The organism is Thalassovita taeanensis, from assembly GCF_900110775.1.
GTDB classification, from domain to species: Bacteria; Pseudomonadota; Alphaproteobacteria; order Rhodobacterales; family Rhodobacteraceae; genus Litorimicrobium; species Litorimicrobium taeanense.
In genome coordinates this window covers 136,440-157,693 of record NZ_FOEP01000003.1, presented here as the reverse complement: position 1 = coordinate 157,693, position 21,254 = coordinate 136,440, and the positions used below count along the sequence as shown (strand labels likewise).

General features: G+C 62.9%; 23 protein-coding genes. 9 read left to right on the top strand and 14 right to left on the bottom strand.

The window, feature by feature from the left end; translation table 11 throughout:
• Nucleotide 1: 1 nt before the first annotated feature.
• The 8 genes from BSF79_RS05510 to BSF79_RS05475 form a co-directional block, all read right to left on the bottom strand.
• Entirely contained in the window at nucleotides 2-289 is a 288-nt protein-coding gene (locus BSF79_RS05510) for a hypothetical protein (RefSeq protein ID WP_090268860.1), read from the bottom strand.
• A gap of 99 nt (nucleotides 290-388) precedes the next feature.
• Complete coding sequence (locus tag BSF79_RS05505) at nucleotides 389-1,702, bottom strand: M16 family metallopeptidase (RefSeq protein WP_090269091.1); 1,314 nt, start codon at nucleotides 1,700-1,702, stop codon at nucleotides 389-391.
• Nucleotides 1,702-3,048: a M16 family metallopeptidase gene (locus BSF79_RS05500; protein WP_090268859.1), complete on the bottom strand. Its 1,347-nt coding sequence runs from the start codon at nucleotides 3,046-3,048 to the stop codon at nucleotides 1,702-1,704. Before BSF79_RS05500 ends, BSF79_RS05505 begins: the two co-directional genes overlap by 1 nt.
• A gap of 75 nt (nucleotides 3,049-3,123) precedes the next feature.
• Nucleotides 3,124-3,648, bottom strand: a complete 525-nt coding sequence (locus tag BSF79_RS05495; RefSeq protein ID WP_090268858.1) for a DUF3035 domain-containing protein — start codon at nucleotides 3,646-3,648, stop codon at nucleotides 3,124-3,126.
• Nucleotides 3,649-3,700: 52 nt separating this feature from the next.
• Complete coding sequence (lspA, locus tag BSF79_RS05490; protein WP_090268857.1) at nucleotides 3,701-4,171, bottom strand: signal peptidase II; 471 nt, start codon at nucleotides 4,169-4,171, stop codon at nucleotides 3,701-3,703.
• A 108-nt stretch (nucleotides 4,172-4,279) separates the two neighbouring features.
• On the bottom strand, nucleotides 4,280-5,869 hold the full coding sequence (gene purH / locus BSF79_RS05485; RefSeq protein WP_090268856.1) for a bifunctional phosphoribosylaminoimidazolecarboxamide formyltransferase/IMP cyclohydrolase: 1,590 nt from the start codon (nucleotides 5,867-5,869) through the stop codon (nucleotides 4,280-4,282).
• A gap of 23 nt (nucleotides 5,870-5,892) precedes the next feature.
• Nucleotides 5,893-7,626 carry a heparinase II/III family protein gene (locus BSF79_RS05480; protein ID WP_090268855.1) on the bottom strand — a complete coding sequence of 578 codons (1,734 nt, stop codon included), beginning with the start codon at nucleotides 7,624-7,626 and terminating at the stop codon, nucleotides 5,893-5,895.
• A 218-nt stretch (nucleotides 7,627-7,844) separates the two neighbouring features.
• Nucleotides 7,845-9,113, bottom strand: a complete 1,269-nt coding sequence (locus BSF79_RS05475; RefSeq protein ID WP_090268854.1) for an RsmB/NOP family class I SAM-dependent RNA methyltransferase — start codon at nucleotides 9,111-9,113, stop codon at nucleotides 7,845-7,847.
• A 66-nt stretch (nucleotides 9,114-9,179) separates the two neighbouring features.
• Here BSF79_RS05475 and BSF79_RS05470 point away from each other — a divergent pair, with 66 nt between their 5' ends.
• Nucleotides 9,180-9,359 carry a DUF1674 domain-containing protein gene (locus tag BSF79_RS05470; RefSeq protein ID WP_090268853.1) on the top strand — a complete coding sequence of 60 codons (180 nt, stop codon included), beginning with the start codon at nucleotides 9,180-9,182 and terminating at the stop codon, nucleotides 9,357-9,359.
• Between the two features lie 61 nt (nucleotides 9,360-9,420).
• Here the strand turns inward: BSF79_RS05470 and dapB are convergent, their stop codons facing one another.
• Complete coding sequence (dapB, locus tag BSF79_RS05465) at nucleotides 9,421-10,230, bottom strand: 4-hydroxy-tetrahydrodipicolinate reductase (protein WP_090269090.1); 810 nt, start codon at nucleotides 10,228-10,230, stop codon at nucleotides 9,421-9,423.
• An 89-nt stretch (nucleotides 10,231-10,319) separates the two neighbouring features.
• Between dapB and rbfA the strand changes: the two genes are divergently transcribed.
• From rbfA to pnp, 8 genes are all read left to right on the top strand, one after another.
• A complete protein-coding gene (gene rbfA / locus BSF79_RS05460) occupies nucleotides 10,320-10,715 on the top strand; it encodes a 30S ribosome-binding factor RbfA (RefSeq protein ID WP_090268852.1) in 396 nt (131 codons plus the stop codon).
• On the top strand, nucleotides 10,715-11,482 hold the full coding sequence (locus BSF79_RS05455; protein WP_090268851.1) for a phosphodiester glycosidase family protein: 768 nt from the start codon (nucleotides 10,715-10,717) through the stop codon (nucleotides 11,480-11,482). Before rbfA ends, BSF79_RS05455 begins: the two co-directional genes overlap by 1 nt.
• Nucleotides 11,483-11,559: 77 nt before the next feature.
• Entirely contained in the window at nucleotides 11,560-12,483 is a 924-nt protein-coding gene (gene truB / locus BSF79_RS05450) for a tRNA pseudouridine(55) synthase TruB (protein ID WP_090268850.1), read from the top strand.
• A 39-nt stretch (nucleotides 12,484-12,522) separates the two neighbouring features.
• Nucleotides 12,523-13,038, top strand: coding sequence for a DUF1643 domain-containing protein (locus BSF79_RS05445; protein WP_090268849.1), 516 nt, complete (start codon nucleotides 12,523-12,525; stop codon nucleotides 13,036-13,038).
• 23 nt (nucleotides 13,039-13,061) lie between these two features.
• Nucleotides 13,062-13,382 carry a DUF5665 domain-containing protein gene (locus tag BSF79_RS05440; RefSeq protein ID WP_090268848.1) on the top strand — a complete coding sequence of 107 codons (321 nt, stop codon included), beginning with the start codon at nucleotides 13,062-13,064 and terminating at the stop codon, nucleotides 13,380-13,382.
• Nucleotides 13,383-13,444: 62 nt separating this feature from the next.
• Nucleotides 13,445-14,449 carry a calcium-binding protein gene (locus BSF79_RS20200; RefSeq protein WP_090268847.1) on the top strand — a complete coding sequence of 335 codons (1,005 nt, stop codon included), beginning with the start codon at nucleotides 13,445-13,447 and terminating at the stop codon, nucleotides 14,447-14,449.
• Between the two features lie 161 nt (nucleotides 14,450-14,610).
• Nucleotides 14,611-14,880, top strand: coding sequence for a 30S ribosomal protein S15 (rpsO, locus tag BSF79_RS05430; protein WP_090268846.1), 270 nt, complete (start codon nucleotides 14,611-14,613; stop codon nucleotides 14,878-14,880).
• Nucleotides 14,881-15,044: 164 nt separating this feature from the next.
• The gene (gene pnp, locus BSF79_RS05425; RefSeq protein WP_090269089.1) at nucleotides 15,045-17,180 is read left to right on the top strand and encodes a polyribonucleotide nucleotidyltransferase; all 2,136 of its coding nucleotides are present in this window, start codon (nucleotides 15,045-15,047) and stop codon (nucleotides 17,178-17,180) included.
• A gap of 372 nt (nucleotides 17,181-17,552) precedes the next feature.
• Here the strand turns inward: pnp and BSF79_RS05420 are convergent, their stop codons facing one another.
• The 5 genes from BSF79_RS05420 to BSF79_RS05400 form a co-directional block, all read right to left on the bottom strand.
• Nucleotides 17,553-18,596 carry a succinylglutamate desuccinylase/aspartoacylase family protein gene (locus BSF79_RS05420; protein WP_090268845.1) on the bottom strand — a complete coding sequence of 348 codons (1,044 nt, stop codon included), beginning with the start codon at nucleotides 18,594-18,596 and terminating at the stop codon, nucleotides 17,553-17,555.
• Entirely contained in the window at nucleotides 18,596-19,501 is a 906-nt protein-coding gene (gene rimK, locus BSF79_RS05415) for a 30S ribosomal protein S6--L-glutamate ligase (protein WP_090268844.1), read from the bottom strand. The genes BSF79_RS05420 and rimK overlap by 1 nt, the downstream gene beginning before the upstream one ends.
• Before the next feature lie 38 nt (nucleotides 19,502-19,539).
• Nucleotides 19,540-20,010, bottom strand: coding sequence for an ATP-dependent zinc protease family protein (locus BSF79_RS05410; protein ID WP_090268843.1), 471 nt, complete (start codon nucleotides 20,008-20,010; stop codon nucleotides 19,540-19,542).
• Nucleotides 20,007-20,294 carry a hypothetical protein gene (locus BSF79_RS05405; RefSeq protein WP_090268842.1) on the bottom strand — a complete coding sequence of 96 codons (288 nt, stop codon included), beginning with the start codon at nucleotides 20,292-20,294 and terminating at the stop codon, nucleotides 20,007-20,009. Before BSF79_RS05405 ends, BSF79_RS05410 begins: the two co-directional genes overlap by 4 nt.
• A gap of 141 nt (nucleotides 20,295-20,435) precedes the next feature.
• Nucleotides 20,436-21,089 (bottom strand): peroxiredoxin, encoded by a 654-nt coding sequence (locus BSF79_RS05400; protein ID WP_090268841.1) that lies wholly within the window; start codon nucleotides 21,087-21,089, stop codon nucleotides 20,436-20,438.
• Between the last annotated feature and the right edge of the window lie 165 nt (nucleotides 21,090-21,254).

The following is a 21,254-nucleotide window of genomic DNA, read 5'->3' as shown; positions in this document are numbered from 1 at the left end:
TCTAGTCAGGTGTTTCGCCGTCGCGTTTCAGGCGGCGGGACACATATAGGACAGCAAAACAGATGCCGCCGCCCAGAGTCCAAAACCCGCCCATCAGCATGGTCAGCTCGGCAAGTGGTCTGTCGGGATAAAGCGTGACGACAAAGCCCCAAATCAGCCAGAGGCCCAGCCACATCACCAGATGCGACAGCCAGAATTCGCGGCGACGCAGCAGGCGCAGCGGCCCAAGATAGACCGCCATGGCGGCGGTCAGCCCAACGATCAACGCGATCAGCAGCCATATAGTCATGACGATCCTCAGCCCCCGCAGTCCGCAGTCAGAGTGCCATGATCGCCCTGCGCGCTCAATGCGCCTGATCAGGCTGAGGCGTTTGGGCGCAAACCCCGCTTAGTTTCCAGCGGTCGCAAGCCCCACGGGCTGACCGACGACGACAAAGGTCAGGTGCGCGGGGTCCAGCAGGCGTTTGGACACGCGGGCGACATCGTCAAGCGTGACGGCGTTGACCTGATCGTTGCGGGTATTGATATAGTCGGTCGGCAAATCCTCCATCTGCATCGAAACGATGATGTTGGCGATGGTCGCATTGCCGTCAAACCGCAGCGCATAGGCACCGGTCAAATAGGTCTTGGCATTGGCCAGCTCTTCTTCGGTCACGCCATCGTCCAGCAGTTTCTGCCATTCCTCGCGGATCACCGCGACGGCCTCGGCTATGCGATCATTGCCCGACGCGACCGAGCCCATCCACATCTGCGCCTGATCCTTGTCGGCCAGATAGGTATAGACGCCATAGGTCAGGCCGCGTTTCTCGCGCACCTCCTGCATCAGGCGGCTTTCGAACGAGCCGCCGCCAAGGATCAGGTCCAGCACATAGGCGGCAAAGAAATCCGGGTCTTCGCGGTCGATCCCGCGCTGGCCGAACAGGGCCACGGATTGCGGTGTGTCGAACGGCACCACCTGCACCCCGCCGGGGAAGTTCAGCTTGGCCGGGCCGGGCAGCGGCGCGCCGGTGGCGGGCAGATCGCCTAGCAGCCCATCCAGCAGCGCCGACAATTCATCGGCGGTGATATCGCCCACAGCCGAGACATACAGCCGATCCCGCGCCAGCGCGCCTGCGTGCGCGGCGATCAAGTCAGCGCGGGTCAGCGCCTGCACGCTGTCCATGGTGCCCGACATCGGCGCGCCGTAAGGGTGGTCGCCAAAGATCAGCGTTTCAAATGCCCGCGAGGCGATGTCGCGCGGGTCTTTTTGATCGGACAGCAGGCCGGAAATCACCTGCCCGCGCACCCGTTCGACGGCGTCGGGATCAAAGCGCGGCGCCACCAGCGAATCGCGCAGCAGCGCCACCGCCTGATCGCGGTTTTCAGTCAGGAACCGTGCCGAGACCGAGACCACGTCATCCGACAGATCATAGCGGAAACTGGCGGCCAGCGCTTCGGTCGCGCGGGCGAAACCGCGAGCGTCCAGATCACCGGAGCCTTCTTCCAGCAGTCCGACCATCAAATTGGTCGCGCCCTTTTTGGCCGGGTCATCCAGCGCCGCACCACCACGAAACCGCAGCTCCAGCGCGGTGAAGGGGATCGAGTGATCCTCGACCAGCCAGGCGGAAATGCCGCCCGGCGTGGTGAGCGTCTGAATATCCACACCCGCGCGGGCCGGAAGGGCGGCCAGCAGCGCGATGCACAGCAGAATGAAGCGGGTCATCATTGGCTTACCTCCTCGGCCATCAGCCAGCCGGTGACAGAATGGCGCTTGTCCAGCAATTCGCGCGCGGCGGCCATGATGTCATCGGCGGTTACGGCATCCAGCGTTGCGGGCCAGTCCTGCACGTCCTTGATCGTCAGCCCCTGCGTCAGCGCCCGGCCATAGCGGTTGGCCAGCCCCTCGACATTGTCGCGGGCGTAAACCTCGGAGGCGCGGACCTGCATTTTGATGCGGTCCAGCTGTTCGGCATCGACGCCCTGCACCAGGAAATCGGCCAGCACCTTGTCCATCGCGTCTTCGGCCTGTTGCAGGCTGACGCCCTGCACCGGCACGATCACCAGATCAAAAGTCGTGTCATCCAGTGACGTGTCGCTGTAGTAGGCCCCCGTATACACCGCCTGCTGCGTGTCGAATTGCAGCTTTTCAGCCAGAACCGAAGTGGTGCCACCGCCCAGAATATCGGCCAGCAGAGTCAGCGCCGCCGCCTTTTCCTGCGCGCCGCTGTCGCGTTCAGGCGCCAGGTAAGACCGGCTGACATAGGGCTGCGCCACCCGCGCATCGCGGAAGATCAGCCGCCGCTCGGCGATCTGTGGCGGCTCAGTGCTGCGGTAACGTTGCTTGGGCAGGTCGGGATTGGCCGGAAGGACGCCATAATATTTCTGCGCCAGCGCGCGCACCGCGTCGGGCTGCACGTCGCCCGCGACGATCAGGATCGCGTTGTTGGGCGAATAATAGGTGCCATAGTAGGACAGCGCGTCCTCAAGGCTCAGCTCTTCCATCTCGTGGCGCCAGCCGATCACCGGCACGCCGTAGCGATGGTTGAGGTATTGCACCGCATCCTTCTGCTCACGGAACAGCGACGAGGGGTTGTTGTCCACGCGCTGATTGCGCTCTTCAAGGATCACGTCCCGCTCGGTGGCGATATCGCTTTCGCTTAGGCGCAGGTTGACCATGCGGTCACTTTCCATCCGCATCATCAGTTCCAGCCGATCCGCCGCGACGCGCTGAAAATAGGCGGTGTAGTCATAACTGGTGAAGGCGTTGTCATTGCCGCCGTTGCGCGCCACCGTTGCGGAAAACTCGCCCGGTGCCAACGTATCGGTGCCCTTGAACAGCAGGTGTTCCAAAAAATGCGCCACGCCGGACTGGCCGGTGGGTTCATCGGCAGATCCGGCACGATACCAAACCATCTGAACCACAACCGGCGCCCGGTGATCTTCGATCACCAGAACCTCCATCCCGTTGTCCAGATTGAAATGGGTCAGCTGATCATCAGCCCGCGCGGGCGCGGTGCTCACGGCAAAGGCCGCGATCAGGGTCAGGATCGGGGCGGTAAGACGGATCATCGGCGTTCTCCTGCAAGTTAGGTGCAAGATACGCCCTACTGCGGCAACCGCAAGCCAAGCTGACGCGCTTGTGACTTAGCGCGCGCCCGGCGGGGCGGACGGCGTGGTAATGCCAACCCGGCGAAACCGGTCCACCTCGTCATGTGCATCCAGCGACTGACGTTTGTACACGTCGTTATAGCGGTCGACACGCACCAGCCGGATCCGGGTAAAGCGCGATTTCCGACGGCGGAATTCCTCGTCCTCGACCACAAGGGTCGGGCGGATATCCGCCGAAACACCGCTGCGGCTGGCGTGGCTGACCAATGCGGCATCCGATGCAGGCACACCCGATGCAATCAGCGCAGATGGCTTGCCACCCAAAGCCGCCACCGCATCCCCAAGCGGGTTGCGATCGGTCAGGTTGGTCCCGCCCGGCGTCGGCACAGGCAACGCCGCATAATCCGCAGGGGCCTCAAGCGCCTTGTTTGGAAGGATTGAAAACTCGTCCGGCCCATCAGAGAACGAGCGCATATCGCGCAAACGAATATCCCGCCCGTCGCCCGAACAGGCCGACAAGACAACACAAGCGATCAAGATCAACGCACGCGGCATCCGCATTGCCAGCCTCCGATTTGGTCCGCCCTTTGCTTAGCGGATTGTCTCGCCCTCGTCACGCGGCCTTTTTCGCCCCGCCCCACAGAACCAACCCCAAAGCCCCGGCAAAGATCGCCACATCGGCGATATTGAAGGCAAAGGGGTTGGCGATCCCGCAGCACGACATGTTCAGAAAATCCGCCACGGCGCCATAAAGCAGCCGGTCCACCACATTGCCAAGCGCCCCGCCGATCAGCAACCCGGCCGAGATCTGCCCGGCCCGCCCCGGTCTGTCGCGCATGACCCACCACAGCACACCGCCCGAAATCAGCAGCGCCAGCACAATCAGCACCCAGCGCACCAGATCGGTGCCCTGCGCAAACAGGCCAAAATTGATCCCGTAATTCCACGCCATCCGCAGATTCAGAAACGGCGGCACCAGATCAATCTCGCCCAGTTGACGCAGGTTCAGCAGATGCACCACCAGATATTTGCTGGCCTGATCCGCCAGAAAAGTCCAGAAGCCCGCCCAGAATACCCGCCGCATCGCGCTCTCCTCGGGGCGCACGGCCCCGCATTCACATTTCCAAAATATCCCCGCCGGAGGCCTCCTGCCCGCGCCACGCACTGCGCCGCCGGGCAGGGTTGCCTCGCTTTAGTGGCGGAAATGCCGCATTCCGGTCAGAACCATCGCCAACCCGGCCTCATCCGCGGCCTTGATCACCTCGTCGTCGCGCATGGAGCCACCGGGCTGAATAACCGCTGTGGCCCCCGCTTCGGCGGCGGTCAGCAGACCGTCGGCAAAGGGAAAGAACGCATCCGACGCCACGACCGAGCCTTGGGTCAGCGGGGCAGTCAGCCCCAGCGCCTCGGCCATATCGACCGATTTGCGCGCGGCAATCCGGCAGCTGTCGACGCGGCTCATCTGGCCTGCGCCCACACCCACAGTCGCCCCGTCTTTGACATAGACGATGGCGTTGGATTTCACATGTTTGGCGACGGTCCAGGCGAACAGCAGGTCGGCCAGTTCCTTGTCAGTCGGCGCGCGCTTGGTGACCACTTTCAGGTCGGGCAGGTCGATATGACCGTTGTCCTTGTCCTGCACCAGGAACCCGCCCGACACCTGCCGGAACGTCAGCGCCGCATCGGCGGGGTTCGCCATGCCGGGGGTGATCAGCAGGCGCAGGTTTTTCTTTTTGGCAAAGATGTCACGCGCGGCCTGATCGGCGCCGGGGGCGATGACCACTTCGGTGAATATCTGGCTGATTTCCTCGGCCGTCGCTGCATCCAGCACCTGATTCAGCGCGATGATCCCGCCAAAGGCACTGGTGCGGTCGCAATCGAACGCGCGGCCATAGGCCTCGGTCAGGGTTGCACCGCGCGCCACGCCGCAGGGGTTGGCGTGCTTGATGATCGCGCAGGCCGGGCCGTCGTTGGGCAGGAATTCCGACACCAGCTCAAACGCCGCATCCGTGTCGTTGATGTTGTTATAGGACAGCTCTTTGCCCTGAAGCTGCTGTGCTGTCGCCACGCCGGGGCGTTTGGTGCCATCCAGATAGAACGCTGCTTTCTGGTGCGGGTTCTCGCCATAGCGCAGGGTCTGCGCCAGCGTGCCGGCCACAACCCGGCGGCGCGGCGCCTCGTCGCCAATGGCGGCGGCCATCCAGGTGGACACGGCGGCATCATAGGCACCGGTGCGGGCATAAGCCGTCTGCGCCAAACGCTGCCGGAAGCCATAGGAGGTCTGGCCGTCGTTGGCGTCCAGCTCGGCCAGCAGGGCGTCATAATCCTCGACATCCACCACCACGTTCACAAAGCGGTGGTTCTTGGCTGCCGCGCGGATCATCGCCGGGCCGCCGATGTCGATATTCTCGATGCAGGTGTCATAATCGGCGCCCTTGGTGACGGTTTCTTCGAACGGATAAAGGTTGACCACCAGCAGGTCGATCGCGCCGATCTGATGTGCTTCCATCGCCGATTTATGCTCGGGGTTGTCGCGCAGCGCCAGCAGCCCGCCGTGCACCTTGGGGTGCAGGGTCTTGACGCGACCGTCCATCATTTCGGGAAAGCCGGTGACCTCGGCCACATCGCGCACCTCGAGCCCGGCCTCGCGCAGCGTTTTGGCGGATCCGCCGGTTGACAGCAGTTCGACCCCGCGCGCGGTCAGCGCCTGGGCCAGCGCGATCAGGCCGGTCTTGTCGGAAACGGAAATCAGCGCACGGCGCACGGGATGCAGATCGGTCATGGGGCAGCCTTCTGGTCTTTGGTTCAGGTCAAATCCGGCTCGTCACGATTGAGATCGCGAATGCTGACAGGCGTGTCCTGCGCCTTTGACAACGACCACCGGATGCGGGTCGCATAGTCCATTGCGCGGCTGGATAAAACGATTTGTTTGGTCGCACGCGGCCTGAGGCGGCCTTTTTCAAGGTAAACCGAGGGGTCCAGCTCGATTTTTGCCGTTGCATCATGCCGGAACAACCACAACTCGCCGCTTTTAAGCGCCAGCGACACGCTGGATCCGCCCATATCAAGCGTCGCGTCGACCTCGGGGTGCAGGTGGAACCGTACCTGAAACGGCACGCCTTGCAGCCGGGCCTCGTCCATCACCTTGTCGAACCGGCGCTTGTCGGCCTCTTCAAGCGCGACCAGCAGATCCTCGCCCGCCATGCCGCGGCCATCGAACGTCATCTCAAGCGTGCGGGCATGGGTCAGCCCATGGGTCCGAACGTAACCGTTGTGCCCGCCCTCGAAGCGAATCCCGTCCGAGGCCTGCGACATCTGAACCGGCACTTTGGTGGGCGTATCGACCAGCATCTCGGCACGCGCGCCGCCTTCTCCCAGCCGCGCGCTGGAATAGCCTTCCAGCGACAGGGTGGAATGGCTGGGCGTTGCCCGCCCTGCCCGCCGCCAGTCCATGCCGAACGACCCGCCCGAGCCGCAATTGACCACCACCGGCCGCCGCCCCGAGGTCAGCTCGAACGCCAATGTCGAAGCATGTGCGTTCTGCGAGGCCTTGCCCCCCGGCGGGGCGCTGGCGTCAACGATCACGCTGGTGCGACCGGCGCTAAGCCGGGCATAGCCCATCGACAGGCCGTCAGGGGTGAAGGTCTTGACGCCGCTGGCCGCCAGCGCGGTATCCAGCCGCCCTTCGGCCCCGCGCCCGCCGCCATGGAACCGCGCCAGCCCGCCATCGGCATGGCGCAGGGTGCGCAGGGTGGGGGCGATGCGTTCGATCGCGGCCAGATGATCGGGATGCGGGGTGCGCCCGGTTTCCGTCAGCGCCGCCGCGGCCCAGGTCAGCAGGGTGAACACCTCGAGCAGCTCTTCGGGGTTGCGGGTGGGAATGCCGCCCTGCGCATCGACCTGACCGCGACACTCGCGCCCCAGCGCCTTGATCGCGGGGGCGGTGTGTTTCTCCATCCCCTCAAGCGACAGCGCGGCGTAAAGCAGCCCGGTCAGGGCCTCGAATCTTGGCAATCCGGGGGTGGCCTTGTGCCAGCGGCGGCCCAGAAAGATCGCCTGTTGCCCAAGGGAGCGAAAGAACGCTTCAGAGGCGTCCTTGTCCTGCCCGCGCAGCACGAACAGCGCGTGGTGAATCCAGCGGATGATGCGCCGCCCGGTCAGGTCCGGCGTCCAGCCTGGCCCGGTGCCATTGCCGTAAAGTGCGATCCAGTCCCAAAGCCAATCGCGCGCCAATGCGCGCGTCGCGGCGTCGCCCACAGCGGCCAGATCATCCAGCCAGGCAAAGCCGTGGACCTCGTGCTCGAACGCGATATCGGGGGCGTCGATCTGCCAGAGGCTCGTGCCCGGTGATTCGATCAGATGCCCCGCGAACAGCAGATTGCCCGCCATCAACTGCCGCCCGCGCGCAAAAGACCCGATGGTGCGCGGTTCGGGTTGGCTGACAAATCCGGTGGCCGGGCGCGTCAGCGTGCTCAGCCGCGCATGCAGCCGATGCATGAAGCGCGTGTGCCGCGCCGAGAAACGTTCTGGTCTGGACATCAGCTCTGCCTCTCACGCTCTGACGGCGGAATTGGGCAAAGGATAGACTGACAAAACCGGGCTGTCACCGCTGAAAACCTGCGCTGCGCGGTTTTTGCGCCGGGGCCGTCGCGGGGGATTTTGGGCAGCGGAAAAAGGGGGCGGTTTGCCCCTCCGGTCAGACCGTCAGGGTCTGACCTTTCACCCCCAAGGATATTTGGAAAATGTGAACGCCGGGGTCAGGTGGTCAGGCAGGCCATGTAAAAGCCATCCATCCCACCAAGGTCCGACCAGTAATCGGGGCGCAGGCGCAGCCCGCCTTCTTCGGTGATCCAGGCGGGGTCGATGCCGGGCAGCGCCAGCGCGTCACGGTCCGCACGCAGGCCGGGGTGACGCGCTAGGGCGTCTTCGACCTGACATTCGCCTTCGTCTGGCAGCAACGAGCAGGTACAGAACACCAGCCGCCCGCCGGGTTTGAGCAGGGTCAGCGCGTGGTCGATCATCTGCTCCTGAAGCTCGATCAGCGCGCCGAAATCCGAGCCGTCCTTGGCCAGCGGCAGGTCGGGGTGGCGGCGAATGGTGCCGGTGGCCGAACAGGGCGCATCCAGCAGGATTGCATCGTATTGGCCCTGATGTTGCAGCGCGTCGCCGGTGACCAGATGCGCCTTGAGCCCGGTGCGGGTCAGGTTTTCGGCCACGCGCACCATGCGGGAGGCGGATTGATCAAGCGCGGTTACATCGGCACCGGTCGCGGCCAGCTGCATGGTTTTTCCGCCCGGTGCGGCGCACATGTCCAGCACGGCCTCGTCAGGTTTGGCAGCAAGGAGTTTTGCGGGCAGTGCTGCGGCGGCGTCCTGCACCCACCAATCGCCTTCGGCAAACCCCGGAAGCGCCGACACCTGCCCCGGTTGCGCCAGACGCACCGATCCGCTGGGCAGCAACACCCCGCCCACCGCTGCGGCCACTGCCGCCGCGTCGCCCTTTGCCGTCAGATCCAGCGCGGGGCCTGCGAAATGCGCCGCCTCCATCGCCGCCATCGCCTCGGCGCCATACGCCTCGACCAGCGGCCCGCGCAGCCATTTGGGCAGGCGCGGCACCCGCAGTTTGGCCCATTCCGCGACGCCCTCGGCCGCGACTTTGCGCAGCACGGCGTTGACCAGCCCCTTCATCGCCGCCGTATGGGTGTCAGCCGCGGTAATCGTCACCGCCTCGTTGACGATGCCATGCGCATCGCCGCCAAGGCACAGCTCGACCGTCGCCAGCCGCAGCGTATTGCGCACCGTCAGGGGTGGATATTTCCGCAGATGCTTTTGCAGGATCCGGTCGGCCCGTTCCAACCCGCGCAGGGTGTCGGTCGTCAACCGCTGCGCCCGCGCCCGATCCGCCGGGCTCAGGCGTTCCAGCATCCGGGTGCCCAACAGCTCTGACAGCAACCGACCCTCGCCCAAAACCTCGTCCAACAGGTGAACGGCGGCACTGCGGGGGGTCTGTTTGCGTTGGCTGGTCATGTGCGGTCCTTGCTCTGGCGTGATGGGGGCGTATATCAAGGGTCAGCCGCAAGAGGAAGACAAGCGATGAGCGAGCCGAAAAAAGACCTGCCCCCCGCCGCGATCCGCGCTTTGGCCGAGGCCGAAGCGCGCCGCGTTGAGGCCGCCAAGAAAACGCCGCTGGCAAAAGAGCTGGGCGGGCGCGACGGCCCCGAGCCTGTGCGCTATGGCGATTGGGAGAAGAAAGGTCTGGCGATCGATTTCTGACCGCAGGCATTGAGAACAGGGCCTTAGTGCTGACCCGGACGGCAGGACCACAGCCGGGGCGTTACAGCCCCAGCACATCCACCATGTCATATTCGCCCGGATGCTGGTCCAGCCCCCAAAGCGCGGCCTTCAGCGCCCCACGGGCAAACACCGACCGGTCACTGGCCACGTGGCGCAGAATGATCCGCTCGCCTGCGGCGGCAAACATCACATCATGCTCGCCGATGATATCGCCGCCGCGAATCGCGCTAAAGCCGATATCGCCACGCTTGCGGGCACCGGTTATCCCATCGCGCCCCCGATCCGAGACATCCTCAAGCCGCACGCCGCGCCCCTGCGCTGCCGCCTCGCCCAGCATCAGTGCTGTGCCCGAAGGCGCGTCGACCTTCTGGTTGTGATGCGCCTCGATCACCTCGATGTCGTAATCGGCGTCCAGCGCGGCGGCGACCCGTTTGGTCAGCTGCACCAGCAGGTTCACCCCCAGCGACATATTCCCCGCGCGCACGATCACCGCGTGATGGGCGGCGAGTTTCAGCCGTTCAAGATCCTCGGTCGTCATGCCGGTGGTGCCGATCACATGCACCGCACGGGCCTGCGCGGCCAGCGCGGCAAATTCCAACGTCGCGGCGGGCGCGGTGAAATCAATCACCGCCTGCGCGTGGGCAAAGGCCTCCAGCGGCTCGTCGGTCACGATCACGCCCTGCGCGGCACCACCCATCGCCTCGCCGACATCCCGGCCCACCCAATCGTGGCCCTTACGTTCGACCGCGCCCACCAGCCGCGCCCGGTCGCTGTTCTGAATGGTGCGGATCAGCATCTGCCCCATCCGCCCCGAGGCCCCCGTCACCACAATGCCCGGCAGGTTTGTCATCGCATCCACTCCGATATTCTTCGCTTCCGCCTGCATAGCGAAGCAAAGCACGCTTGGCAAAGCCCCGCAGAAGGCTTAGATGCCAAGGCATGGCCAAAGGTAGCTTTTCTCAAGGCTCAGGACCCAGCACGCGACAGCTGCGGGTCGGAGAGCTTATCCGCCGGACGATGTCCGAGGTGCTGGCGCGTGGGGATATCCATGATCCCGACCTCAACCGGCTTTCAATCACCGTGGGCGAGGTTCGCACCTCGCCGGATCTGCGGGTGGCCACGTGTTTCGTGTTGCCACTGGGCGGCAAGGAACAGGGCGACGCGGTCAAACTGCTGGCGCGCAATCAGGGCGAGCTGCGTCGCATCATCGGCAAGAAATGCGGCCTGAAATACGCGCCCGAGCTGCGGTTCCTGCTGGATGACACGTTTGACAGGATGGACGAGACTCGCCGCCTGTTCGAACAGGAACACATCCGCCGAGACGTGGAAAAATAATGCGTCGGGGCGGAGCATATCCGCCCGTTTGGGTGGCTTTGCTATGGTCGGCCCTAAGCCTCTGGCCGCTTGCCGCCAGCGCCGTCGAGTGTTCCACGCTGGAGCATTCCGGCAACAGTTACACGATATGCGAGGTCGCCGCCGACCGTGAACAGCTGCGCCTGTTCCTGAGCGGCCCAGACGGCGTGCCCTATGGTCAGTTCAGCGCGGTCAGGGCTGCGGTGGCCGAACAGGGCGAACAGCTGCTGTTTGCCGCCAACGCCGGTATGTACCACGACGACCGCCGCCCGGTGGGGCTGTATATTGAGGACGGCGAACAGGCGATGCGCGTTGTCACCAACGCCGGGCCGGGCAATTTCGGCCTGTTGCCCAACGGTGTGTTCTGCGTTGGCGATGCCCGCGCCGACGTGATCGAAACCCTGCGTTTCGTGGAGACCGCGCCCGCGTGCCGTTACGCCAGCCAATCCGGCCCGATGCTGGTGATCGACGGCGAGCTGCACCCGCGCTTCCTGCCCGACAGCACCTCGCTCTATGTCCGCAACGGGGTCGGCAGCTCGGCCGATGGCCGCCGCGTGGTCTTTGCCATTTCGGACGAGCCGGTCAGCTTCCACGACTTCGGCAGCCTGTACCGCGACGCGCTGCACCTGCCGCAGGCGCTGTATTTCGATGGCAATATCTCGCGGATCTATGCGCCGCAGATCGGCCGCAACGATCCGGGGTTCCGCCTGGGGCCGATCGTCGGCGTTACAGCGCCCCGCGAGCCTTAAAAATTTGACAGGCGGGACCGCATCGGATACCTCGCGCGCCTTGGCGACATCCGTAAACTTCAGCAGGCAGGGGCAACATGGCACGCAAACGCAAGGGTCGGGACATTTCAGGCTGGCTGGTGGTGGATAAACCCGCCGGTGTCACCTCGACCGCCGTGGTCAACAAGGTCAAATGGGCCTTCAATGCCAACAAAGCAGGCCATGCCGGCACGCTCGACCCCGAGGCAACCGGCGTTCTGGCCGTGGCGCTGGGCGAGGCAACCAAGACCGTGCCCTATATCACCGACGCGCTGAAAGCCTATCGTTTCGTGGTGCGGCTGGGGCAAGCCACCAACACCGATGACACCGAGGGTGAAGTGATCGCGCAAAGCGATCTGCGCCCCACGGATGAGCAGATCAAAGAGGCGCTCAGCGGCTTTCTGGGCGATATCATGCAGGTCCCGCCGAAGTTTTCCGCCGTCAAGATCGACGGTCAGCGCGCCTATAAGCTGGCGCGCGAGGAAGAGGATTTCGAACTGGCCGCCCGCCCGCTCTGGGTCGAGGAACTGCTGATGACCGACCGCCCCGACGCCGATCATGTCGAGCTGGAAATGACCTGCGGCAAGGGCGGTTATGTCCGCGCAATTGCCCGCGATCTGGGCGAAGCGCTGGGGTGTCATGGCCATGTGAAGTGGCTGCGCCGGGTCTGGTCCGGGCCGTTTGACGCCGAAGACGGCATCACCCTGGAACAGCTCGACGCGCTGGCCCGCACCCCCGAGCTTGACGCCCACCTGCTGCCGCTCGAAGTGGGCCTGACCGACCTCCCCGAGGTCAAAACCACAGATCAGGGCGTTGTGCGGCTGCGCAATGGCAACCCCGGCATGGTGATCGCGCATGGTGTGGAATACGGCGATGAATGCTGGGCCTCGTTCGATGGCAAAGCCGTCGCCGTGGGCCAATACCGCGCGGGCGAACTGCACCCCAGCCGGGTCTTCGTGCCAGCAGCCCCGACCGAGGGCTGAACCCTTGCATCCGCGCCGCTGCGGCGGCACAACTGCGCCATGATCACACGCGAGTTCCTCAAGGGCGACGCCCAGTCCACCGCCGTCTATTCCGACTGCGAAAACTACCGCTATCTGCTGACCCGTGTCTGGGATCCGGCCGGGCGCAAGGCGCTGTTTGTCATGCTCAACCCCTCGACCGCGACCGAAGTGCAGAATGACCCCACGGTGGAACGTTGTGAACGCCGCGCGCGCGCGCTTGGCTTCGGCAGCTTCCGCGTGACCAATATCTTTGCCTGGCGCGACACCGATCCGCGCGCCATGCGTGCCGCCACCGACCCCGTCGGCCCTGAAAACGATCGCGCCATCGCCGACAGCTGCGACTGGGCCGATCAGATCATCGCCGCCTGGGGCGCCCACGGCGACCACCTGAACCGCGGTCCCGCCGTGGCGCGGCTTTTGCGTGACACCGGCCGGACGATCCACCACCTTGGCCTGACAAAGGGCGGACATCCGAAACATCCGCTGTATATTGCGTATACTCAGCAACCTCAGCAGTGGGACACGCCGCACTAGCGCCTGCCCCAACCAAGGCCCACATGACCTCATCGACCGATTCCAGCACCGAAAAAGCAATCGCCGCGATCGAACGCCTGACCGAGGAGGTCGCGCACCTGAACGGGCATCGCTTTGTCGCCGTGCAAAACTCGCTGCTCCGGCAGTTGCTGGCGCAGTTCACCCGTGGGCTGGCCTTCGGCCTTGGCTCGGTTTTGGGGGCGACACTTCTGGTGTCGGTGCTGGCGTGGTGGGCCTCGCAGTTCGAATTCCTGCCACTGATCGGCGACTGGATGGCACAGCTGGCCGACGAAATAGAACGCGCCACCAGCGGCCAACCGCAGATTAACCAAATCACCCGATAGGTTTTGACCAGCCCCCCATCGCTCAGGTTACTATACTGCGGGGCAAAAGGGGTGGTTCCGCCATGTTTATGATCGCTGGTCTGTTGAGTATGATGGTTGCGGGTGCGGCGTTTGTCGGCACCGGCCTTATGGATGACGACCCGGCCGAGGATGACGGCCCAGAACAGCCCGACACCCCGGACCTTGCAGAATCCGACCAAAACGGCACCGACCTTCTGGACAGCGCCGATCCCGATGCGGGCGCCGAGATCGAAGCCACGGGCGATCAATTCGCAGCCGGTGCGACGATCCTCAGCGGCACCGACGGCGACGATCAGCTTGATGGCCAAGGCGGCGACGACCAAATCGGCGGATATGCCGGTCAGGACACGCTGTCGGGCGGCGCGGGCGATGATGACCTGCACGGTCAGGCCAACGACGATGTGATCTGGGGCGGTGATGACAACGATACGCTGCACGGCGAAGATGGCAACGACACCCTGCACGGCGACGGCGGCGACGACGAACTGTTCGGCTATGACGACGACGATGTGATCTGGGGCGGCGACGGCGATGATACCCTGACCGGCGGCGATGGCGATGACCAACTGCACGGCGAAGATGGCAATGACGGGCTGATGGGCGGGCTGGGCGATGATACCCTGACCGGCGGCGCGGGGCAGGACACGTTGTTCGGCGGCTGGGGCAACGATGCCCTGTCGGGCCGCGACGATACCGAGATGGATTTCCTGAACGGCGGCGGCGGTGACGATTCAATCGTTGCGGGTGATTTTGATCTGGTCAGCACCGGCGATGGCGATGATGTGATCCTGCTTGGCGACTGGATCACCAACCCCGCCGAGGTGCAGGATTTCGACCTCACCTCGGACACGCTGGTCGTGATTTACGACGACAGCGCCGCAACCGTGCCACAGCTTGACCTGACCCCGTTGGAGAACCAGCCCGGCAGCGTCAGCCTGTCGCTGAACGGGGTGCAGATCGCCACCTTGCGCAACGCAGGCTCAATGACGCTGGACGACGTGATGCTGATGGGACAATCTGGCATTGCAAGCGCCAGCACGGCCTAGGCCGTGCAGCCCGATCAGACGCCCCGCCTGCTTTTCCCTTTCCTTTCGCGCCAATCTCACCTATACGCGCGCATCCGTTGCGGATTCCCGCGCGGGTGCTCTATGGACCCTGCTGGACGACATCCCGGCTTGTGCCCCAACCCTCAATACAGGAGATCCCGATGTCGATTACTGTTGAAGAAAAAGCACGCGTCATGAAAGATTTCGCAACCAAAGAAGGCGACACCGGTTCGCCCGAAGTTCAGGTTGCAATCCTCAGCTCGCGCATTGCCACGCTGACCGAGCATTTCAAAACCCACAAAAAAGACAACCACGGTCGTCGCGGGTTGCTGAAAATGGTCGCCCTGCGTCGGAAACTGCTGGACTACCTCAAAAACAAAGACGAAGCGCGATACACCACGCTGATTCAGCGTCTGGGCCTGCGCCGCTAAGATCAAAACCGCGCCCCTTGGGGCGCGGTTTTCACTTGATCCGAAGGGTTCTGCCGTCTGGCTTTGCGACGGGACCGGGATGAATGGAAAGCCACGGGGCAATGCGGCCCCGGATGAAAACGGCCCACGGGGATACGCCCCGACAAGCCAACATAGGATACGAGATGTTTAACGTTACGACGAAAACAATGCAGTGGGGCGACGAAACCCTCACTTTGGAAACGGGCAAGATTGCCCGTCAGGCTGATGGCACCGTCATCGCCACCTTGGGCGAAACCAGCGTCATGGCCAACGTGACCTTCGCCAAATCCCCTAAGCCCGGTCAGGATTTCTTTCCGCTGACCGTGCATTATCAGGAAAAATACTATGCCGCGGGTAAAGTGCCCGGCGGTTTCTTCAAGCGCGAAGCGCGCCCGACCGAAAAAGAGACGCTGACCGCGCGCCTGATCGACCGTCCGATCCGCCCGCTGTTCGTCGAAGGCTTCAAACACGAAGTTCTGGTCATGTGCACCGTGCTGTCGCACGATCTGGTCAACGACCCCGACGTCGTTGCAATGATCGCCGCCTCTGCCGCGCTGACCATTTCCGGCGCGCCGTTCCGTGGCCCGATCGCATGCTGCCGCGTTGGCTTCACCGAAGGCAACTATGTGCTGAACCCGTCTGTCGATGACATGCAGGGCCTGCGCAACAACCCCGATCAGCGCCTTGATCTGGTTGTCGCCGGCACCAAAGACGCCGTCATGATGGTCGAATCCGAAGCATACGAGCTGTCCGAAGCCGAAATGCTGGGTGCCGTGAACTTCGCGCACACTCAGATTCAGCCGGTGATCGACCTGATCATCTCGCTGGCCGAAGACGCCGCGAAAGAGCCGTTCAACTTCACCCCCCCGGATTACTCGGAGCTGTACGCAGCCGTGAAAACCGCCGGTGAAGATCAGATGCGCGCCGCGTTTGCGATCACCGACAAGCAGGAACGCACCACCGCCGTTGCCGCCGCCCGCGATGCCATCAAGGCCGCGCTGAGCGAAGAGCAGCTGGGTGACGCGAACCTTGGTTCCGCGCTGAAAAAGCTCGAAGCCGGCATCCTGCGTGGCGACGTCGTGAAAACCGGCAAGCGGATCGACGGTCGTGACACCACAACCGTGCGTCAGATCGTTGCCGAAACCGGCCTGCTGCCCCGGACCCATGGCTCCGCCCTGTTTACCCGTGGCGAAACCCAAGGTCTGGTCGTGACCACGCTGGGCACCGGCGATGATGAGCAATTCATCGACGCGCTGCACGGCAACTTCAAATCCAACTTCATGCTGCACTATAACTTCCCGCCGTATTCGGTTGGCGAAGTTGGCCGCGTGAGTGGCCCGGGCCGTCGTGAAATCGGTCACGGCAAACTGGCATGGCGCGCGCTTCAGGCCGTTCTGCCCGCCGGCACCGACTTCCCCTACACCATCCGTATCGTGTCCGAGATCACCGAGTCGAACGGCTCGTCCTCGATGGCATCGGTCTGCGGTGGTTCGCTGTCGATGATGGACGCGGGCGTTCCGCTGAAATCGGCTGTCGCTGGTGTGGCCATGGGCCTGATCCTCGAAGACGACGGCTCTTATGCGATCCTGACTGACATCCTGGGTGACGAAGATCACCTTGGTGACATGGACTTCAAAGTAGCAGGCACCGAAAACGGTATCACCTCGCTGCAGATGGACATCAAGATCGCAGGCATCACGCCCGAGATCATGGAAAAAGCCCTGGCACAAGCCAAAGACGGCCGTATCCATATCCTGAACGAGATGAACAAAGCCCTGTCCGGCACGTCCGATTTCAGCGTTCACGCGCCCCGGATCGAAACGATGCAGATCCCGACCGACAAGATCCGTGAAGTGATCGGGTCCGGCGGCAAGGTCATCCGCGAGATCGTCGAAGTCTCCGGCGCCAAAGTCGACATCAACGACGACGGCATCATCAAGATCGCCTCGCCGAACGGTGAAGCCATTCAGAAAGCCTATGACATGATCTGGTCGATCGTGGCAGAGCCGGAAGAAGGCAAAGTCTACAAGGGCACCGTGGTCAAGATCGTTGATTTCGGCGCCTTCGTGAACTTCTTCGGCAAGCGCGACGGTCTGGTCCACGTGTCCCAGATCGAAAACCGCCGCCTGAACCATCCGTCGGATGTGCTGAAAGAAGGTCAGGAAGTCTGGGTCAAACTGCTGGGCTTTGACGACCGTGGCAAGGTGCGCCTGTCGATGAAAGTCGTGAATCAGGAAACCGGCGAAGAAGCCACGCCTGAGGAAAACGCAGAAGACTAAGTCTTCTTTCCTGCAAAATGCGAAAGCCCCGGCAAATCTGCCGGGGCTTTTTTTATGTCCGGTGAAATCCCGTTTGATCAGCCCGCCAGATCCCCCCATCTTTTCAAGGCAATGCGCGCGCAGACCACCGGTCAGAGCCCTTATTTGCAAAGGCCTCTGACAATTTCCCCGGGTCTGAAATCTAGTTTTTTCCCCGTTTCTGAACCCGCAGGACAGGGCATTAAGGCCCCACAAGATCGGTGCGCCCGAGAGCGTCTCTCTGGCAAAGCCGACACCCTCGGTAAGACTTCCAATCATGCCATCCCCACTCACGGGAAGGTTTCTGGCAAGAAACCTGAGAGGGGCTTTCGTCTCCCCGCGAAAGCCCCTTTTTCAGATAATCTCATCCTCATCGAACAGCGGATCGGCCTCAAGCTGCTCTGACATTGCGTCCATCTTTTGCCCCGCCAGTTCAAGGTTGGGCAATTGCGCGACGTGGAACAGCGCATCGCCCTCGTTGACCACCGGCAGGTTGGTGCGCCCGACGATGATCCCGCCTGTGGTGGCAATCACATCTGTTTCGATCTCGCCGAACGGATCAGACAACACCCCCAGCAATGCGCCTTCCTCGACGATATCCCCGATGTTACGGTATGTCCGCAACAACCCGCCCGCCGGCGCCCGCTCCCAGGTCGAACGGTTGCACCGGATCGGCTTGACCTGTGGCCGCGCCACCCCACGCGAGCTGATCATGCCCAGCTCTCGCATCACCCGCAGGATCCCGCTCAGCCCGTGCCGCGCCGCCGATTCGTCGAACCGCAGCCCCTCGCCTGCCTCATACAGCAGCATATCCACGCCGCGTTCCTGCGCGGCCAGCCGCAGCGACCCGTCCCGCAGCTTCGAGGTCAGAATGACCGGCGCGCCAAACACATCCGCCATCTGCATCGTCCGCGCATTGCCCGGCGATACCCGTACCTGCGGCAGGTTGCTGCGCTGGATCGCAGCCGAATGCAGGTCGACGCCGAAATCAGATCGCACCACGATCTCTTCCATAAAGATATTCGCCAGCCGCGCCGCCAGCGACCCACCCGATGAGCCCGGAAAACACCGGTTCAAATCGCGCCGGTCCGGCAAATACCGCGAGTGGTTCAGAAACCCGAAAGTGTTGACGATCGGTACCGCCAGCAAGGTGCCCGACAACGCATTCAGCGGGGCCGAGCGCAACAGGCGCCGCACGATTTCAACCCCGATCACCTCGTCCCCGTGGATCGCGGCAGACACGAACATCACCGGGCCGGGTTTCTTGCCGTGCACCACGTGCACCGACATCGACACCGGCGTGTGATCCGACAACGTCGAGACCGGCAATTCGACCGTGCGGCGGGTGCCCGGCGCGATCACCTGATCCGCCAGATGGAAGGGACCGCGCCGTGGCATCAGCCCTTGCCCCGCGTTCTGGTTGCGCCCACTTTGGCGTTCTTCTCGATGCACTCGATGATCTTGCCGGCGATATCAATCCCCGTGGCCTTCTCAACCCCTTCCAGCCCCGGCGAAGAGTTCACCTCCATCACCACGGGACCGTGGTTCGAACGCAGCATATCCACGCCACACACGTTCAGCCCCATCGCCTTCGCCGCCCGAACCGCGGTTGACCGCTCCTCGGGTGACAGCTTGACCACATTGGCCGATCCGCCACGATGCAGGTTGGACCGGAATTCGCCCTCGGCCCCGGTGCGCTTCATCGCGGCCACAACCTTGCCACCCACGACCAGCGCCCGAATATCGGTGCCGCCCGCTTCCTTGATGAACTCCTGCACCAGGATGTTCACGCCCGCGCCGCGAAACGCTTCGATCACCGACTTGGCCGACCGATCAGTGTCAGCCAGAACCACGCCAATGCCCTGCGTGCCTTCCAGCAGCTTGATCACCAACGGCGCGCCGCCGGCCATCTTGACCACTTCCTCGGTCTGCTTGGGGTCATGTGCAAAGGTCGTGACCGGCAATCCGATCCCATCGCGGGCCAGCAACTGCATCGAGCGCAGCTTGTCCCGCGACCGGCCAATCGCCACGGATTCGTTCAGCGGGTAAACGCCCATCATCTCGAACTGGCGCAACACTGCCAGACCGTAAAACGTGACCGAGGCACCGATCCGCGGAATGACCGCATCATAGGTCGGCAGCTTTTGCCCCTCGTAATAAATCTCGGGCCGCCGCGACGCGATGTTCATCGTGCAGCGCAGCGTGTTGATCATGTCCAACTCGTGGCCGCGCTCTTCGGCCGCCTGCTTCAGTCGTTGATGTGAATACAGGTTCGCATTCCGGGCCATCATCGCTATTTTCATTGTCTCTTCCTTTCCTGAAGAAGATCGTGACCTATCCCTTACGGGGCCGCGACGGCGACCGGCGAGCCGGCCATAAAAGATTTTCCGGCATCCACAAGGATACCGCGTTTACGTATGGCCGTACGGCCAAGGATGATCGGCATCACCATGCCGGACCTATCTGTCAAAGAAACGTCAATCCGCCATTTCCGACCGTCCAGAACCAGCAGCGTTTCGATCACCAACCGGTCCTGCGGCGTGCCGCTGGTATTCTTGATCGCCCGCTGGTCAACCAGCCGCGCCTCGCAATCACGCGCCTTCAGCCCGCTGGCATGCGGAATGTGAAACCGCACCCATTCCTGCCCCTCGCGCTCGAAGATGCGGATCCGCGTCGCATGCAGCGCTGAGGTCCGCGCCCCTGTGTCGATCTTGGCCGTCAGCAGTGGAAGGCCCAGTTCGGGCAGGGCAATGCGTTCGCGCCAGCCGATGATCATCGGCGGACGAGGCTTGCGCCCGGTCTTCGCTGTCATTTCAGCACATCCTCACTGACGCGGCGATAGTTCACAAAGGTATTGGCACTGAGCACGACAAAGAATGTTTCCATGTCGATCAGCACAAAGCCCCGCTCGAACAGCGCGCGGGACAGGATCAGCGTATCACTGTCATACAGGCGACGGCGCTGCAGCAACTGCCGCAGCAGTTTCACCGGGATCCGGTAACGCCCATCCGATTTGCCGCCAAACTCTTTGGTATAAAGATCGGCAAGCTTGTCTGCGCAGGCGGCAAGGTGTGTTTCAGTCAGGTCATTTTTCATGCGCCCTCGTAAAAAAACTAATCCTCTTTGTCTATAGGTAATTTTTTACCACCTATAATCCTGTTGCAACTGTGACGCACAAAAAAAGACCCCGGAAATCTCCGGGGTCTCAATCATCACTTCAAATAGGTCAGGCGCAGATCAGGCCTTGTATTTGGTCGTGCGCAGATAGGGCAGCTTGACGTCGATCTCGCCAAACTTTTCGCGCGCCTGATCGTCGGTCAGCGACAGCGCCACAATCACGTCCTGCCCCACGGTCCAGTTGGCCGGAGTGGCAACCGGCGTGCCAAAGGTTGCCTGCAACCCGTCCAGCGCGCGCAGCACCTCGGCAAAGTTACGGCCTACCGACATCGGATAGGTCATGATCAGCTGCACCTTCTTGTCGGGGCTGACAATGAACACCGACCGCACGCTGGCCGAATCGGCGGCCGTGCGCCCATCGGGCAGATACGCCTCGGCGGGCAGCATATCGAAGGCCTTCGACACTGCCAGATCCCGATCCGCGATGATCGGGAACCCTGCGGGCGCGCCGGAAAACGCTTCGATGTCGCTTTTCCACTGCTTGTGCTCGTCAACACCGTCCACCGACAGGCCGATCACCTTGGTGTTGCGCTTGACCCATTCATCGGCCAGTTGCGCCACGGCGCCAAATTCGGTTGTGCAGACAGGAGTGAAATCCTTGGGGTGGGAAAACAGAATCGCCCAGCTATCTCCGATCCAGTCGTGGAACGTGATCGTCCCCTGATCTGTCTCGGCTGTAAAATTCGGTACGATGTCATTGATACGCAAGCCCATTCGACTGTCCTTCCAAAAGTTGTCTGATTACATTCTGTATATTAGATATGTTCTAAACTGGCAAGTTCCAGAGTTTTTCTATCGACTATGTCAAAAAACCGCCAGTGCGTCATGTGATCCCACCTCACTTCCTAATTTGATCAAATTTTTGAAATCAACAAGACT

Bases quoted from the DNA above. Each gene is read 5' to 3' on its own strand.
- BSF79_RS05400 (WP_090268841.1), bottom strand. From the start codon at position 21,089: ATGGGCTTGCGTATCAATGACATCGTACCGAATTTTACAGCCGAGACA.
- rpsO (WP_090268846.1), top strand. From the start codon at position 14,611: ATGTCGATTACTGTTGAAGAAAAAGCACGCGTCATGAAAGATTTCGCA.
- BSF79_RS05455 (WP_090268851.1), top strand. From the start codon at position 10,715: ATGCGTCGGGGCGGAGCATATCCGCCCGTTTGGGTGGCTTTGCTATGG.
- BSF79_RS05440 (WP_090268848.1), top strand. From the start codon at position 13,062: ATGACCTCATCGACCGATTCCAGCACCGAAAAAGCAATCGCCGCGATC.
- BSF79_RS05480 (WP_090268855.1), bottom strand. From the start codon at position 7,626: ATGTCCAGACCAGAACGTTTCTCGGCGCGGCACACGCGCTTCATGCAT.
- BSF79_RS05495 (WP_090268858.1), bottom strand. From the start codon at position 3,648: ATGCGGATGCCGCGTGCGTTGATCTTGATCGCTTGTGTTGTCTTGTCG.
- dapB (WP_090269090.1), bottom strand. From the start codon at position 10,230: ATGACAAACCTGCCGGGCATTGTGGTGACGGGGGCCTCGGGGCGGATG.
- pnp (WP_090269089.1), top strand. From the start codon at position 15,045: ATGTTTAACGTTACGACGAAAACAATGCAGTGGGGCGACGAAACCCTC.
- rbfA (WP_090268852.1), top strand. From the start codon at position 10,320: ATGGCCAAAGGTAGCTTTTCTCAAGGCTCAGGACCCAGCACGCGACAG.
- BSF79_RS05505 (WP_090269091.1), bottom strand. From the start codon at position 1,702: ATGACCCGCTTCATTCTGCTGTGCATCGCGCTGCTGGCCGCCCTTCCG.
- BSF79_RS05445 (WP_090268849.1), top strand. From the start codon at position 12,523: ATGATCACACGCGAGTTCCTCAAGGGCGACGCCCAGTCCACCGCCGTC.
- BSF79_RS05470 (WP_090268853.1), top strand. From the start codon at position 9,180: ATGAGCGAGCCGAAAAAAGACCTGCCCCCCGCCGCGATCCGCGCTTTG.
- truB (WP_090268850.1), top strand. From the start codon at position 11,560: ATGGCACGCAAACGCAAGGGTCGGGACATTTCAGGCTGGCTGGTGGTG.
- BSF79_RS20200 (WP_090268847.1), top strand. From the start codon at position 13,445: ATGTTTATGATCGCTGGTCTGTTGAGTATGATGGTTGCGGGTGCGGCG.
- purH (WP_090268856.1), bottom strand. From the start codon at position 5,869: ATGACCGATCTGCATCCCGTGCGCCGTGCGCTGATTTCCGTTTCCGAC.
- BSF79_RS05510 (WP_090268860.1), bottom strand. From the start codon at position 289: ATGACTATATGGCTGCTGATCGCGTTGATCGTTGGGCTGACCGCCGCC.
- rimK (WP_090268844.1), bottom strand. From the start codon at position 19,501: ATGAAAATAGCGATGATGGCCCGGAATGCGAACCTGTATTCACATCAA.
- BSF79_RS05500 (WP_090268859.1), bottom strand. From the start codon at position 3,048: ATGATCCGTCTTACCGCCCCGATCCTGACCCTGATCGCGGCCTTTGCC.
- BSF79_RS05475 (WP_090268854.1), bottom strand. From the start codon at position 9,113: ATGACCAGCCAACGCAAACAGACCCCCCGCAGTGCCGCCGTTCACCTG.
- lspA (WP_090268857.1), bottom strand. From the start codon at position 4,171: ATGCGGCGGGTATTCTGGGCGGGCTTCTGGACTTTTCTGGCGGATCAG.
- BSF79_RS05420 (WP_090268845.1), bottom strand. From the start codon at position 18,596: ATGCCACGGCGCGGTCCCTTCCATCTGGCGGATCAGGTGATCGCGCCG.
- BSF79_RS05410 (WP_090268843.1), bottom strand. From the start codon at position 20,010: ATGACAGCGAAGACCGGGCGCAAGCCTCGTCCGCCGATGATCATCGGC.
- BSF79_RS05405 (WP_090268842.1), bottom strand. From the start codon at position 20,294: ATGAAAAATGACCTGACTGAAACACACCTTGCCGCCTGCGCAGACAAG.